12 protein-coding genes and 1 tRNA gene are annotated in these 13857 nt (G+C 66.8%); 4 read left to right on the forward strand and 9 right to left on the reverse strand.

Features of this window, described 5'->3' with window-relative positions; translation table 11 throughout:
• Positions 1 to 31 precede the first annotated feature (31 nt).
• The 6 genes from N911_RS0115150 to N911_RS0115175 form a co-directional block, all read right to left on the reverse strand.
• Complete coding sequence (locus N911_RS0115150; protein WP_029898610.1) at positions 32 to 787, reverse strand: zinc ribbon domain-containing protein; 756 nt, start codon at positions 785 to 787, stop codon at positions 32 to 34.
• A gap of 53 nt (positions 788 to 840) precedes the next feature.
• On the reverse strand, positions 841 to 1617 hold the full coding sequence (locus N911_RS0115155) for a Nif3-like dinuclear metal center hexameric protein (RefSeq protein WP_029898612.1): 777 nt from the start codon (positions 1615 to 1617) through the stop codon (positions 841 to 843).
• 135 nt (positions 1618 to 1752) lie between these two features.
• Positions 1753 to 1828, reverse strand: a tRNA-Ile gene (locus N911_RS0115160).
• Between the two features lie 67 nt (positions 1829 to 1895).
• Positions 1896 to 2789, reverse strand: coding sequence for an NAD(P)/FAD-dependent oxidoreductase (locus N911_RS0115165; protein WP_029898614.1), 894 nt, complete (start codon positions 2787 to 2789; stop codon positions 1896 to 1898).
• Positions 2790 to 2862: 73 nt separating this feature from the next.
• Positions 2863 to 3558: a queuosine precursor transporter gene (locus tag N911_RS0115170; protein WP_029898616.1), complete on the reverse strand. Its 696-nt coding sequence runs from the start codon at positions 3556 to 3558 to the stop codon at positions 2863 to 2865.
• Between the two features lie 136 nt (positions 3559 to 3694).
• Positions 3695 to 5164, reverse strand: coding sequence for a sensor domain-containing diguanylate cyclase (locus N911_RS0115175; protein WP_029898618.1), 1470 nt, complete (start codon positions 5162 to 5164; stop codon positions 3695 to 3697).
• 112 nt (positions 5165 to 5276) lie between these two features.
• Here N911_RS0115175 and N911_RS0115180 point away from each other — a divergent pair, with 112 nt between their 5' ends.
• From N911_RS0115180 to N911_RS0115190, 3 genes are all read left to right on the forward strand, one after another.
• Positions 5277 to 6923 (forward strand): glycosyltransferase family 4 protein, encoded by a 1647-nt coding sequence (locus N911_RS0115180; RefSeq protein ID WP_341860312.1) that lies wholly within the window; start codon positions 5277 to 5279, stop codon positions 6921 to 6923.
• Positions 6920 to 8026 (forward strand): glycosyltransferase, encoded by a 1107-nt coding sequence (locus N911_RS0115185; protein WP_051694479.1) that lies wholly within the window; start codon positions 6920 to 6922, stop codon positions 8024 to 8026. Before N911_RS0115180 ends, N911_RS0115185 begins: the two co-directional genes overlap by 4 nt.
• 103 nt (positions 8027 to 8129) lie before the next feature.
• Positions 8130 to 9935 carry a methyl-accepting chemotaxis protein gene (locus N911_RS0115190; RefSeq protein WP_029898623.1) on the forward strand — a complete coding sequence of 602 codons (1806 nt, stop codon included), beginning with the start codon at positions 8130 to 8132 and terminating at the stop codon, positions 9933 to 9935.
• Between the two features lie 106 nt (positions 9936 to 10041).
• Here N911_RS0115190 and N911_RS0115195 read toward each other — a convergent pair whose 3' ends face one another.
• The 3 genes from N911_RS0115195 to sppA are packed head-to-tail and all read right to left on the reverse strand — an operon-like array spanning position 10042 to position 13088.
• Positions 10042 to 10389 (reverse strand): Mth938-like domain-containing protein, encoded by a 348-nt coding sequence (locus tag N911_RS0115195; protein ID WP_029898624.1) that lies wholly within the window; start codon positions 10387 to 10389, stop codon positions 10042 to 10044.
• Positions 10386 to 12092 (reverse strand): FAD-dependent oxidoreductase, encoded by a 1707-nt coding sequence (locus N911_RS0115200; protein ID WP_051694481.1) that lies wholly within the window; start codon positions 12090 to 12092, stop codon positions 10386 to 10388. Before N911_RS0115200 ends, N911_RS0115195 begins: the two co-directional genes overlap by 4 nt.
• A gap of 9 nt (positions 12093 to 12101) precedes the next feature.
• Positions 12102 to 13088: a signal peptide peptidase SppA gene (sppA, locus tag N911_RS0115205; RefSeq protein ID WP_029898626.1), complete on the reverse strand. Its 987-nt coding sequence runs from the start codon at positions 13086 to 13088 to the stop codon at positions 12102 to 12104.
• Positions 13089 to 13170: 82 nt separating this feature from the next.
• Here sppA and deoC point away from each other — a divergent pair, with 82 nt between their 5' ends.
• The gene (deoC, locus tag N911_RS0115210; RefSeq protein WP_035105602.1) at positions 13171 to 13842 is read left to right on the forward strand and encodes a deoxyribose-phosphate aldolase; all 672 of its coding nucleotides are present in this window, start codon (positions 13171 to 13173) and stop codon (positions 13840 to 13842) included.
• The last annotated feature ends 15 nt before the right edge of the window (positions 13843 to 13857 follow it).

Genomic DNA, 13857 nt, shown 5'->3' on the forward strand with positions numbered 1-13857 from the left:
GCTATCTAGTGGTCGGAGGCGATTCTGTCCACTACGCCTCGGCCTCGGAGGCCTCTTTTTGCTCGGACTGGGCAGGGCCGTGCTGCTCCCAGTAGATGAGACGCTGGCAGTTGGGGCAGGAATGAATCTGCTGCCCGCGCTGCAGCTCGTTGAAGGTCTGCGGGGGGATGGAGATGTTGCAGCCGGTGCAGACGCCCTCGGCCACCGAGACGATGACCGGGTTGTGCAGGCGGTTGCGGATGAACTCGTAGCGGGCCAGGATGGGCGCGGGCACGATCTTGCCGGACTCGGCTCGGCTGTTCTTGAGGTCGTCCAGCTTGGCCTGGGCGGTGTTCAGCCGCTCCTGCAGGTTGGCCCGATGGCTTTCCAGCTCTTCCTCAAGCTCCTTGGCGGTGGAGTTGAGCTGCTCCATGGCCTGGTCCTGGCGGGAAAGCTCCTCGGAGAGGGTCATGCTTTCTTCCTCGCGCAGGCGGTTGAGCTTCTCCATGTTGTCCATTTCGCGCATCATGGCGTGGTATTCGCGCGTGTTGGAGGCCATCATGAGCTTGTTCTTGCTCTTTTTGATCTTGAGGTTGTCCTCTTCGATCTCGGAAGAGAGGCGCTTTTTCTGCTCCTTGAGGTGCTCGGCCTTCTCCTGCACCTGGGCCTGCTGGGAGGAGATGGCCTGGTACCGCTGTTCCAGTGTGGCCAGCTCCTGGGGAGCTGCCTCCAGTTCGGCTTCCAGGACCTCGATCTCCTCGTCCAGGTGCTGCAGCACCACGAGCTGTTCGATTTGCTTCTGATACATGCGTCGCGTCTCCTCGCGCGGGTGGCCGCGCAGTGATCTTGGGCTCAGGCCCCCTAAGCGGGCTGTCTGAGGGGGTCGGAGCCTGGAAAAAAGGTCGTCTCCACGCCGCGGGGCTCGAGGGCTCGGGCCAAGTTCCCGGCCCAGCGGCGCATCATTTCCTCCTCAAGGGAGAAATGGCCAACATCGATGACAAGCCCCCGGGCCTCCTGGGCCTGGTGGTATTTGACGTCGCCGGTGACGAAGGCGTCCGCCCCGGCGGCGAAAGCGGCGTCCATGAGCGAGGTGCCGGACCCCGGGCAGGCGGCCAGTTTGCGGATGGGACCGCGCGCCTCTCCGGCCACGGCCTTGGCGGGAGCCCCCGCGTCGGCCAGGGCGACCAGCAGTCCGGATTCGTCGAGCGGTTCGGGCAGGTCCCCCAAAAAGCCTAGCCCCATGCCCTCGTACCCCGCGCTGGGGGCCAGGGGGGCGAGGCCGCGCAGGCCCAGCTCCACGCCCAGCCAAGTGGGTGGGCCTCCGAAGGCAGTGTCCAGGGAGGTGTGGGCGGCGTAAAGCCAAGTTCCGGAGCAGAGCAGAAGCTTGAGGACGTCCCGGAAGGGCCCGGGTGCGTCCGGCAGGCGGGGAGCTATGCCCAGGGGGTGGTGGCAGAGGATGAAGTCGGCGCCCTGGTCGAGCGCCCGGGAGATGGTTCGGGGCATGGGGTCGAGCGTGACCGCCAGGCGGGTGGTCTCCTCCCGCTCCCCGGCCACCTGCAAGCCGCTGTTGTCCCAGGACTCCTGCCGCCCCGGCGGGGCGGTCTCCTCGATGAGGGCGATGAGTTCGTCTGTCCTCATGTGCCTCTAACGAGAAAGGTGCTTGCCGGGCGGATGGACCTCGGGAAGCACCTTTCCTGGAGCGTCGGGCCGGTGTGTCGCATACCCGGCGCGGCGTATATGTTGGTAAGTACGCGCAAAACCGATCTCGCTTAATGGTGGGCCAACCAGGATTCGAACCTGGGACCGACCGGTTATGAGCCGGTGGCTCTGCCAACTGAGCTATTGGCCCATAACACGATGCCAACGCAGAGCGGGAATATATAATTCGTTGTCAGCCCTTTTGTCAAGCCCGCGTTTCAGCGGCAGTTCCGCTTGACGTATTCAATGGCCGATTTGGCCGCCTTGGCGCCTTCGCCCACGGCAACGCTGATCTGCAGAAAGCCGCCGGTGCAGTCCCCGGCCGCGAACACGCCGGGCATGGAGGTGTTCTGCTCGTTGTCCGCCTTGATGAATACGCCGTCGCGCTCCAGGCCGAGGGTGTAGGCAAAGTCGGAGCTGGAGGCCTGACCCTGGGCGATGAAGAGCCCCTCAACGGCGCGCCTCTCGTCGTCCTCGAAAACCACTTCCTCCAGGGCGGGGTCGCCGGTCAGCCGGACGATCTTCTGCTCGATGACCTCGATGCCGGACTGGGCCAGCCTGTCCAGGTATTCGTGGTGCATGCCCACCGCCTTGCCCTGGGTGCAGATGGTGACCTTGTCGGTGTAATCCATCAACTCGAAGGCCTGGTTGGCGGCGAAATTGCCTTCGCCCAACACCATCACCGGCCGTCCGCGGACGAAGAAGCCGTCGCAGGAGACGCAGTAGGAGACGCCCTTGCCCTCGTAGTCCGAGAGGTTTGAGATACCGGGTTTTGTGCGGGAGACGCCGGTGGCCAGGAGCAGGGCGCAGGCCTCGATCTCGCGGGTCTCGGTTTTTACGCGGAAGCGGTTGTTGTCCAGAACGTGCACGGCCAGGGCCCGATCGCAGTCCGCCTCCACCCCGAAGCGTTCGGCCTGCTGCAGGCCGCGCTTTTGCAGTTCCTTGCCGGAGATGGTCTCGGGGAAGCCGTAGTAGTTGTCGATGTCGTATTCCCCGGCGTACTTGGGCCGGCAGCCGATGAGTTTGGTCTCGATGCCGGAACGGGCCGCGTAGATGGCCGCGGAGGTGCCGGCCGGGCCGCTGCCGATGATGAGCAGTTCGCAAGTTTGCATGCTGGCTCCAGAAGTTTTCGTTTTCAAATGAGCATACCCGAAACGCCGGCGTCTGGCGACAGGCGCAGACCGGTCAGGCCGCGTCCCCGTCCGGAACCTCCAGGGGGCGGATGCGCCGCGCCAGGTAGATGAAGGGGGTGTCCAAAAGCCCCATGACCAGCTTGATTCCGTAGGTGGTCAGCAGGATTTCCCAGAACACCGGCCACGGAAAGACGCCCAGGAAGGCGATGGTGCAGAAGATGACCGAGTCGAGCAACTGGCTGACCAGAGTGGAGGCGTTGTTGCGCAGCCACAGCTTGCCGCCTTGGGTCCGCCGTTTCCAGAAGTGGAAGGCCCAGACGTCGTGCAGCTGGGAAACGAGGTAGGCGACCAGCGAACCCAGCACCACGCGGGGCAGGAAGCCGAAGATGGACTCCAGGTACGGCTGCACCCAGTCGCTGGGTGCGGGGACGAAGCGCAGGGCGAGCTGCATGTAGACGAGCGTGAGCAGCAGCACGACGAAGCCCAGAAAGACCGCGCGGCGGGCAACTACCTTGCCGTAGAACTCGCTGAGGATGTCCGTGGACAGGAACACGGAGGCGTACAGGACGTTGCCCAGGGTGAAGGTCAGGCCGAACATCTCCACCGTCTTCAGCACCTGGATGTTGCAGACGATGAGGTTGAAGGCCACCAGGCCGAACATGCCCACCTTGCCGAAATAGCGGAAGACGAGCAGGACCATGGCCAGGTCCAGCAGGGCGAAGCCCAGCCAGAGGAGTTCGTTGTACATGCCTCGCTCCGTGCGGGTGATGTGGGAAAGGCTGGCAGGGTGCCCGGCGGAGGCGGGATGGTCAAGGCCGGATTGGACACTGTGAAAAGCTTCCCCGGGACGGCGGGACCGCCCCGGGGAAAAGGGAGGGAACGATTTACTGCTGCAGGGCCGTTTCGTTGCAGCCGCTGGAAAGACAGACCGTGTTGCGGCCGTTGGATTTGGCCCGGTAGAGGGCCTCGTCCGCCTCGCGCACCAGATCCCGCACCCGGGAGAGCGAGCCCGGCGAGATGGAGGCCACGCCGATGGAGGAGGTCACGCGGACGGACTTGCCCTCGAAGTCGAAGGATCTGCGCGAGATGGTCTGGCGCAGCCTGTCGGCCAGTACCCAGGCGTCCGCTTCACTGGTCTGGGGCAGGATGATGACGAACTCCTCGCCGCCGTAGCGCGCGGTGAAGTCGCAGCAGCGGAGGCTGTTGGTGAGCAGCCGCCCGATTTCCCGCAGCACGGCGTCGCCGGCCTGGTGGCCGTGGTCGTCGTTGATCCGCTTGAAGTGGTCCAGGTCCAGAAGCAGCAGTGAAAGGTTCTGGTTGTAGCGCTGGTGGCGCTTCAATTCCTCCACCAGCCGCTCGTCGAAGCTGGCCCGGTTGTGGATGCGGGTCAGACCATCGTAGTCGGCCCGGTGTTTGACCTGGTCGTAGAGTTGGGCGTTCTTCAGCGCCAGTGCCAAGTGGTTGACCGCCGCCCGCACGGTCTGGGTCTGGTCCTTGGCCAGCTTGATGCCATCGGGGGAGGTCAGGGCCAGGCAGCCGAAGCACTCGTACCCGGAGCGAAGGGGCAGCAGCACGGTGGATTCCTTGCGGGGCGGGGGCAGGGGGGCGCCGTCCTCGTCGTACCCGGGCAGAAGCTCCACGTGGAAGTCCTTAACAGGCACCGTGGCCAGCCGCCCGGCGGATTCCAGCATGTACTCCACCCATTCCTCGCGGGAGGAGCCCCGGGCAAGCGGGGAGAGCAGTATTTCCGCTTCCACGGACTCGCTGTCCGCCACCCGCCAGAAGCAGGCCTGCACCGCGGAAACCTCGAAGAGGAGGTTCATGTCCTCCCGTGCGCGCTCCAGGATGGTGCCCGCGTCCAGGGATTCGGCCGCCCGGCTGAGAATCTGGTTGAGGAAGAGGAGTTGGTCCGTCTTGCGGGTGAGCAGCTCCCGCTCCAGAAAGATTTCCCGCGTCATGCGGAAGATGTCGGCGTAAAGGGCGGTGATTTCCGTGGCTCGGTGCATGGCGTCATGGACGTCATCGCGCTCCAAAGGCGTGCGCACGGCCGTGAGGAAGCCTTCCTCCATCACCATCTCCATGTCCAGGTTCCGCTCTTCCGAGTCCAGCACCAGGATGCGCTGGGTCTCCTCCCAGGCCTCCAGGCGGGCGCGCTCGACGTCCGGCAGGTCCCGCCACGCGCCGGAGCCGACCCACATGAGGAACGGCTCGGACTCGTCGGCTGACTCGGGAATCCGCCCCCCGGGCAGTCCGCGCAGGGTGTACCCCTCTCCGGCGGCGTCCGCGATGACCCGCTCGTCGCTCTCGTCCAGTCCGAGCCCCCACATGACGCGAGGCGTCTCACCCCGTTGCATATCCCCTCTCCTGTCAGATCGTTGGCGCTGGGTGCCTGTCATGGCAAGAGGTTATGCAAAGGGCGGGCCATTTTTTTCATCCATTCCCCCGCGTTGACTTCGGGGAGGATGTGTGGCTCTCCTGATCGGCATGGACAAACGGGGCATTTTCGCCACCCTGGACCCCTTTTTCGAAGGGGGCGGAATCATGGGCAGAACCGTGGCCAACGCCGGGTTCATGCGGGCTCTGCTGCTGGCGGACCCCTTCCGGGAGTACCACTTCTTCCTGCCCAGCGAAGAAGCCATGCGAGCCGCCCGGCAAGGGGCGGAGGCGATCCGGCCCGACCTGGTGGAGGAAGGACGGCTGCGTTTGGCCTTCCGGCAGGAATTGCCCGCCAGGCTGGCGGATACCGCCTTCCACTGCCTCCATCTTTCCGACTGCCTGACCAGCCAGCCCCACGTGCCCAGGCTGCGCGCCCTGCATTCGCGAGCCGTTTTTCCTGTGACCGGCACCACCCACTCCCTCAGCCGGGCGGATTACGCCCAGGCCCTGCTGCCGCACTTCTCCCCGGCCACCACGCCGCGCGACTGCATCGTCTGCACCTCCAGCGCGGCTGAGAGCGCTGTGGGGCGGCTGTTCAGCCATTTGCGCTCCGGCCTGGGGCTGGATGAGGACCGGTTTCCCGGTCCCAGCCTGCGCCGTGTGCCCCTGGGAGTGGACACCGGGGAGTTGGAACCCGCCAGCCATGGGGAACGCGCCGCCGCCCGCGCGGAATGGGGGCTGGACGAGGCTCCGGCCGCGCTGTGCCTGGGACGACTCTCCCACCACGCCAAGATGGACTTGCTGCCGCTGTTGCAGGCCGCACGGAGGCTGAAAGCGGACGGCACGGAGTTGACCCTGCTGCTTGCGGGGTGGGCCACGGAGGAGGACGAACCCTTTCTGGACACCCTGCGCGAACTGGCGGCCAACGCCGGGCTGGACGCGCGTGTGTTGCCCAGACCCGGCGAGGCGGAGAAGCGGAGCCTCTTCCAGGCGGCGGACTTCTTCGTCAGCCCATCGGACAACCCCCAGGAGACTTTTGGCCTGACCATGCTGGAGGCGGCGGCCTGCGGCCTGCCGGTGGTTGCCTCGGACTACGACGGCTACCGCGATTTGGTGCTTGACGGCGAGACCGGCCTGCTGGTCCCGACCCTGTTCCGCGAGCACACCGAGGCGGACGACGCCCTGGCCCGGGTGCTCTACGATAATCAATACCACCTGCTCCTCTCTCAAACCACGGCCGTGGACGTGCCCGCCCTGGCCAGGGCCATGGAGCGGCTGGCCACGGACCCCGGTCTGCGCCGGGAGATGGGCGCGGCCGCCCGGACCCGGGCCGAGGAATACGGCTGGAGCCGGGTGGTGGAGATGCACCTGGACCTGTGGGACGAACTGTGGCGGCTGGACCCGGGCAAGCCCGGCGACGCCCCGCACCCCCTGCACGTGCCGTACGGCCGGGTTTTCGCCGACTTTCCCAGCCAATCCGGCCTGACCGGGACCACTCTGGTTTGGAGCGGATACGGCCGGGCGGTGTATCAGGGCCGCGACTTTCCACTGATCTACGGCGGGCTGTCCCACGTGGTCACGCCGGAGTTGGTCAAGGCGCTGCTGTTCCGGGCGCGCAAGCCCATGGACGGCGCCGAGTTGGCCGCGTTGCTGGCGGCCACGCAGCAATTGAGCGCCGATGAGGCGGAAAGCCTGGTGGTCTGGGCCTTGAAGCAGGATTTGCTGGAGCGGGCGTGACCGGCCGAGGCTCCCCCCTGGTGGTCCAGCACAGCCTGCTGGAATCACGCGGCGGCGCGGCCAGAGTGGCGGACATGCTGGCCGCCGGACTGCCCGGACTGGGCTGGCGCTGCCGACGGACCTTCGAGATGGCCGAAACCCAGGAAGGGGCGGACGCCCTGGCCAGAGAACCGTCGGAAATCCGTCTTGCCCGGGCCGTGGAATCCGGGGCCATCCTCCATCTGCATTCCAGCCTGGACTGGCCCGGACTGCTGGGCGGGCTGCGGGGCGCTCCCCTGGTTGTCCACCTGCACGACTGCCGCCTGTTCACCGGCGGCTGCCCCTTCCCGGTGGATTGCCGGGAACACGAGCGCGGCTGCCCCGATCCCTGTCCCCGTGGTCACGCCGGGTCGCGGGCCCTGGCCGAGGCCTCGCTGGCGGCCGTGGAGGACGCGGCCCCCACGCTCGTCGCCCCCTCCCGCTGGATGGCCAAGCTGGCCGGAGGCGTTCTGGAGCGCCCGGTGGAGGTGGTTCCCAACGGGGTGGAGTGGCCGGACGAGCGGCCCTCCCGGGCAAAGGCGCGCCACGCCCTGGGAATCGCCGAACGGGCGCGGGTGGCGCTGTTCGCCGCCCATGGCGCGGAGAAGGCCGGGTTCAAGGGCGGGGAGCGCTGGCGCGGCGTGTGGGAGCGCATCGCCGGGGAATTGCCCGACGTCCTGTGCCTCATGGCGGGCGGCGGGGAGTCCGGCAGGGAAGGGCGACTGCTGCGTTTCCCCTATCTGGACCAGCCCAAACTGCGGCTGGTCATGGCAGCGGCCGACCTGCTGCTGTACCCCACCCTGGCGGACAACCATCCCCTCATCATTCTGGAGGCCATGGCCTCGGCCACCCCAACGCTGGCCTTCGCCGTGGGAGGCATCCCCGAGCAGATCGAGCCGGGGGAGACCGGCTTTCTGGCCCGGCCGGGAGACTGGAAAGCTCTGGGCCGGATTGCCGTGGAGTTGCTGGGGTCCAGGCATTCTTTGACCGAGGCCGGAGCGAGGGCCTTCACCTCGGGTCGTGAGCGATTCAGCCTCGCGGCCATGGCCTCGGCGCAAGATATAATCCTGCGCCGGAAAATCTAATTGCGCGAGAAGGCCTACCGGCTAGGCTGTGGTCCGTGGCCCGGTTCCCACGGGGAGTGACGGGCTTGAACAACCACAGCTTCAGCACGGGGGCCTCGCCGCAATGTTCGGAAAACTCAGCATTAAATGGAAGATTCTTTTCATCGCGGCCATGGGCCCGATACTCCTGCTGGCGGCCAGCTTCTATCTGGAAAGCAAGACCATCCAGAGCCTCAGCATCGAGTCCATCCGGGAGAAGGCGGAGTCAATCGTCCTCATGGCCGAGGCCACGCGCGAGAAGATGTCGCAGAAGCTGGAAGAGGGAGTCATCCGGCCCCTGGACCAGCTGCCCAAGGAGAAGGTCATGGAGGCGGTGCCGGTCATCACGGCCATCCAGACCGCGGCCATGAACGCCGATGAGGCGGGCTACACCTTCCGCGTGCCCAAGGTCAGCCCCCGCAATCCCACCAACGAGCCCACGCCGTTCGAACTGGACGTGCTCAAGGAACTCAAGGCGGAAAAGCTGGCTGACAAAACGATCGTCACCGACGATTTCGTGTACTATTTCCGGCCCATCCGCCTCTCCCCGGAGTGCATGTACTGCCACGGCGAGCCCAAGGGTGCCAAGGATGTCACCGGGGGCACCAAGGAGGGCTGGAAGGTGGGCAGCATCCACGGCGCTTTTTCCGTCCGCTACCCACTGGCCGAGACCAAGCAGGACATGGCCGCCTCGCAGATTCGCACCCTGGGCATTTCCGGAGCCATTCTGCTGCTGGTGCTGGGACTGTGCTTCACCCTGACTAAGCGTGGTGTGCTGAAGCCCCTCTACACAGTGCGCGACTATGCCGGGAAGGTGGCCGCGGGCGACCTGGACGCCACCTGCGAAGGCGAGTTCAAGGCGGAGTTCGGCACGGTGAAGGGCTCCATCGAGTCCATGGTGGCCAGCCTCAAGGCCAAGATGGAGGAGGCAGACGCCCAGGCCTACGAGGCGGAACAGGCCAAAAAGGAGGCGGAGTCCTCCATGGAGAAGGCCCAGATGCAGGAGGCGCGGGTCAAGAAGCTGCTCGACAAGCTTTCGGCCATCGCCTCGGACGCCGCGGGTGTGGCCGAGAGCGTGACCTCCGCGGCGGACGAGTTGACCGCCCAGGTGGAGGAGGTTAAGCGGGGCTCGGAAGTGCAGAGCCAGCGCACCGGCGAAACTGCCACGGCCATGGAGGAAATGAACGCCACCGTGCTGGAGGTGGCCAAGAATTCCTCCTCGGCCGCCGAGAGCACAGAGGCCGCCTCCCACAAGGCCAACCAGGGCGCGGAAGTGGTTGAGGAGTCGGTGCGGGCCATCAAGCGCGTCTACGAGCAGGCCCAGCAGCTCAAGACGGAGATGGACCAGCTCGGTCAGCAGGCCGAAGGCATCGGACGCATCATCGACGTCATCAATGACATCGCCGACCAGACCAACCTGCTGGCGCTCAACGCGGCCATCGAGGCGGCCCGCGCGGGCGAGGCCGGGCGCGGCTTCGCCGTGGTGGCCGACGAGGTGCGCAAGCTGGCGGAAAAGACCATGGAAGCCACCAAGGAAGTCAGCTCCGCCATCAAGGCCATCCAGACAGGTGCTCGCCGCAACATCGAATCGGTGGAGGAAGCGGACAAGTCCATCGAGGAGGCCACGGGACTGGCCAACCAGTCGGGGCAGGCCCTGCGGGAGATCGTGCGCCTGGTGGACGAGTCCGCCGACCAAGTGCGCTCCATCGCCACCGCGGCCGAGGAGCAGTCGGCCGCCTCCGAGGAGATCAACCGGGCGGTGGAGGACATCTCCCAGGTCACCCAGGAGACCAGCGAGGGCACGCGCCAATCCGCCGAGGCGGTGGAAGAACTGGCCCGCCAGGCCCAGCGGCTGCAGCAGCTCATCGAGCAGATGAACGAGAACACGTAGGGGGAATGGCGCGGGATCAGCGAGGGACCCGCCAAGCCGGATACAAAAAGCCGCCCTCCGGAGCGAACCCGGGGGGCGGCTTTTCCGGTGTCCGAGGGTGGCCCTTTCAGCAGGTCAAATGGAAGGCCCCGGCCACGTCGCGGCCTTCTTTTTCCAGCTTGTTGAAGGTCTGGTACGCCTCGCCGGTTTTCTGGGCGATGAGTTCGATGCCGCGCTTGTCCAGTTCGTCCTTCAGGCGCGGGTCCACCCGCATGACGCCGTTGGCCCCGGTGCCGATGACCAGCACCTCCGGCCCGGCCTGGAGGATGTCCTTTACGTCCTCCGGGGCGCAGTTGTGTCCCTCCTTGCGCCACCAGTCGTCGTTCACCCGGCCCTGGATGATCTTCACGTCGTTGCGGGCCTGTTTGCCGTCCACCTTCATGTTGCCGAAGGAGTAGGTGTTGATTTCCGTCATGTTGTCGCCTCCGTGGCGTCTTGGTCGGATTCCATGCGCTTGAGGTCCTCGAACACGGTCATGGCTGCAGCGGAGCCGTCGCCGATGGCCGTGACGATCTGCCGCACCCCGCCGGTGACGTCGCCCGCGGCGTAGATTCTGGGGATGGATGTGCGGCCGAAGCGGTCGGTCTCGATGGAGCCGTCGTCCAAAAGCTTGAGGCCGAGCTGGCGGGCAAGCTGGTTGTTGGGCTTTTCGCCGATGGCCAAAAAGAGCCCGGCCGTCTCCTCCTCCCAGGTCTCCCCGCTGACCACGTTGCGCAGCCGAACGCGCTCCAGTTCCTCGTCGCCCAGCATCTCCTCCACCACGGTGTTCCAGTGCACCGGCACGCCCTCGCGCTGGATGGAGCGCTGCAAGTGGTCCTGGGCGCGGAAGGCGTCGCGGCGGTGGACCACGGTCACGTCCGCGCCGAGGTTCTTCAGGTGCAGGGCGTCGGTCAGGGCTGTGTTGCCGCCGCCCACCACCAGCGCCTTGCGGCCCTGGTACAGGTAGGCGTCGCAGGCCGCGCAGTGGGACACCCCGCGCCCGTAGAACTTCTGCTCGCCAGGAACGCCCAAAAAGCGCCAGGTGGCCCCGGTGGCCAGCAGCACCGCCCGGCAGCGGTACACCGTGCCCGGCGTGACCACTTCGATGTCCCGGCCCACCTTGATTTCCCCGACCTCCACGCCCTCCAGCACGTCCACGTATTGCCGGGCGTGCTGGGCCAGCACCTCCACCAGCTTGGAGCCGGGGGTGCTCAAAAAGCCGGGGTAGTTCTCCACCACCGGGGTCACGGCCACCTGACCGCCCACGTTCTTGCGTTCCAGGACCACGGTGCGCAGCCCGGCCCGCACGGCGTAGATGGCACCGGCCAGTCCGCCCGGGCCGCCGCCCACGATGACCAGGTCGCGGTCCACCACCTGGGGGCCGTGGTCGTGGTGGTGTTCGTGGTCATGGTCGTGTCCGCCGTACTTCTCGGCCAGCTCCTCGGCGGTCATCAGAAAGACCATTTCGGCGACGAACCGCTCCTGCTGCTCCATGCCCAGCAGGTCCAGTTGTTCGTTGATGGTGGTGTGCGGCACGCTGCCCACGTTGAAGCGCCGGGCCAATTCCTGGTTCTCGGCGATCTCCACAACCTGCACGGAGACAAGCTCCGGCTTGGCCATGTGGGCGGCCAGGGCGTTGGCCACCTGGCCGGGGCAGTAGGGGCAGGTGGGGGAGACGAAAACCCGCACCCGCCGCTCGTCGCGCAACTCGTCCAGCACGTGCCGGGAGGTATCGGAGAGGTCGTCCCGGCCTTGGCTCATGGCCGCAATGGCGTCCACGATTACACGCGCCTCCTCGCCCGCCGGAGTGCCGGTATAGGCCAACTTGTACGGCTCGCGGGAGAGGAGCAGGGTGGGCGACTCGGCGATGCCGGACTCCTTGCCGGCTTCGGAATCCAGGTCGATTTCCTCCAACCGTACCTTCTCCCCCAGCCGTGCCAGGTCGCGGCAGAATTTGCGGCAGAAATCGGCGTACTGCTGGTTGCCATCGGCGCGCAGGTACAATCGCAGATCGACCGGCTCCTCCATTTTCTCGAACAGCCCGGCCACGTAGTCGCGGCTGTCTTCTGGCAGCAGCCAGCCGTTGTCCTGGCCGCCGTCGTTCTTCTTCTTGCCGCTCAGCTTGTCCAGAATGCCCATGTCCGGCTCCTAGCGGGCCTGCGGCAGCCAGAGATGGTGGAAGCCGGTTTGCAGGTTCCGCGCCGCCTCGGCCGGGCCCAGGTCCAGAATGCGGGGGTCGCGGCCGCCGGGGCCGCTGGTCACGGGGTTGTAGGCGGTGTCGTCGGCGTAGACCGTGCGGCGGTAGGCCACCACCCGGGCGTCGTCCGGCAGTCCGGCCAGCGTCCTGGCTCCGTCCAGGGCGTCCTCAAGAAAGCCGATCTCGTCCACCAGCCCGATGGATTGGGCCTGCCGGGCGGTGAAGATGCGGGCGTCCGCCACCCTGGTCAGGTCATCCTTCTTCACCGGCCTGGAGGCGGCCACCAACTCCAGGAAGCGGCCGCTGTACTCGTCGATGAGGTCCTGGAAGATGCGTTGTTCCTCGGGAGAGGGGTGTCGGAAGGGGGAGCCCATGTCCTTGTGCTCGCCCGAGGTGTAGGCCCGGACCTCCACCCCCAGCTTGTCCAGCAGCCCGGCCACCTGCGGCTGGATGAAGATGGTGCCCACGCTGCCGGTGACGGTGGTGGGGTGGGCGTAGATGCGGTCCGCGGGCAGGGAGACGTAGTAGCCGCCGGACGCGGCCACGTCGAGCATGCAGACCACCAGCTTCTTGCCCGTTTCTTCCTTGAAGCGGGTGAGCTGGTGGTGAATGACGTCCGAGGCCGTGACCCCGCCGCCGGGCGAGTTGACGGTGAGCACCACGGCTTTGATTTCCGGGTCCTTGCGGGCTTTCTTGAGGTGGGCGGCCACCTCCTGAACCGTGCCGGGGCGGGTGGTGAACACGCCCCGGTCCGGCTCGTGGGTGATGACGCCCCGGATGGGCAGGAGCAGCACCTTCTCGTCCGCATCGCCCCGCAACACCACTTCCCGCAGGGGATCGGTGTAGTCGTCGAAGACCTTGACCTTTGTGGAGCAGGAGGCGGCCAGAAGGGACAGGGCCAGGACCAGCAGCAGAGGGAGGGGAGGACGGCGTTTCATGCTCCGCTTTCTATCACATCTTCGTCGCAAAGCCAGGGGGCTGGTGCTGGTTTCCAGGGCCGTTTTGCGGTAGTCGGGAAGAATGGAACAGCCAGACGTGACGCGGGCGGCCCTGGCCGCGCGCATCGACCACACCCTGCTGGACGAGGCCACCCCGGAAGAGGCCATCCGGCGGCTCTGCGAGGAAGCCGCGGATTTCGGCTGCGCCGGGGTCTGCGTCTACTCGGCCCAGGTGGGCCTGGCGGCGCGGCTCCTGGAGGGAACCGAAGTCATTCCGGTGGCCGTGGCCGGGTTTCCCTCCGGCCTGGACGAGACGCGCGGCAAGGCCGCCGAGGCCAGGCGAGCGGTGGCCATGGGCGCGCGGGAGGTGGACATGGTGGTCAACCGCGACCTGCTGGCCGCCCGCCGCCACCACGACTTCCTGGCGGACGTGGCCGCCGTGGTGCAGGCGGCCGCTCCCTGGCCGGTGAAGGCCATTCTGGAGACCGCCGCCCTGGACGCGGAGGACAAGGCCGCTGCCTCCGCACTGGCCCTGGCGGCCGGGGCGGCCTTCCTCAAGACCTCCACCGGATTCGGCCCGGGCGGAGCCACGGTGGAGGACGTGGCCCTTTTGCGGCGCATGGCCGGGGGCCGGGCGCGGGTCAAGGCCTCCGGGGGCATCAAGACCTTCGAACAGGCCGTGGCCATGGTCCGCGCCGGAGCGGACCGACTGGGCTGTTCGGCCACCGGAGATATACTCGCGGGGGCGGACTAGGCTTCTTCGCCGCCA

The sequence above is a fragment of the Desulfohalovibrio reitneri genome (assembly GCF_000711295.1).
In the GTDB taxonomy this organism is placed as follows: domain Bacteria; phylum Desulfobacterota; class Desulfovibrionia; order Desulfovibrionales; family Desulfovibrionaceae; genus Desulfohalovibrio; species Desulfohalovibrio reitneri.

Bases quoted from the DNA above. Each gene is read 5' to 3' on its own strand.
- N911_RS0115195 (WP_029898624.1), bottom strand. From the start codon at position 10,389: ATGACGGAAATCAACACCTACTCCTTCGGCAACATGAAGGTGGACGGC.
- N911_RS0115200 (WP_051694481.1), bottom strand. From the start codon at position 12,092: ATGGGCATTCTGGACAAGCTGAGCGGCAAGAAGAAGAACGACGGCGGC.
- N911_RS0115170 (WP_029898616.1), bottom strand. From the start codon at position 3,558: ATGTACAACGAACTCCTCTGGCTGGGCTTCGCCCTGCTGGACCTGGCC.
- N911_RS0115155 (WP_029898612.1), bottom strand. From the start codon at position 1,617: ATGAGGACAGACGAACTCATCGCCCTCATCGAGGAGACCGCCCCGCCG.
- N911_RS0115190 (WP_029898623.1), top strand. From the start codon at position 8,130: ATGTTCGGAAAACTCAGCATTAAATGGAAGATTCTTTTCATCGCGGCC.
- N911_RS0115150 (WP_029898610.1), bottom strand. From the start codon at position 787: ATGTATCAGAAGCAAATCGAACAGCTCGTGGTGCTGCAGCACCTGGAC.
- N911_RS0115165 (WP_029898614.1), bottom strand. From the start codon at position 2,789: ATGCAAACTTGCGAACTGCTCATCATCGGCAGCGGCCCGGCCGGCACC.
- sppA (WP_029898626.1), bottom strand. From the start codon at position 13,088: ATGAAACGCCGTCCTCCCCTCCCTCTGCTGCTGGTCCTGGCCCTGTCC.
- deoC (WP_035105602.1), top strand. From the start codon at position 13,171: ATGGAACAGCCAGACGTGACGCGGGCGGCCCTGGCCGCGCGCATCGAC.
- N911_RS0115175 (WP_029898618.1), bottom strand. From the start codon at position 5,164: ATGCAACGGGGTGAGACGCCTCGCGTCATGTGGGGGCTCGGACTGGAC.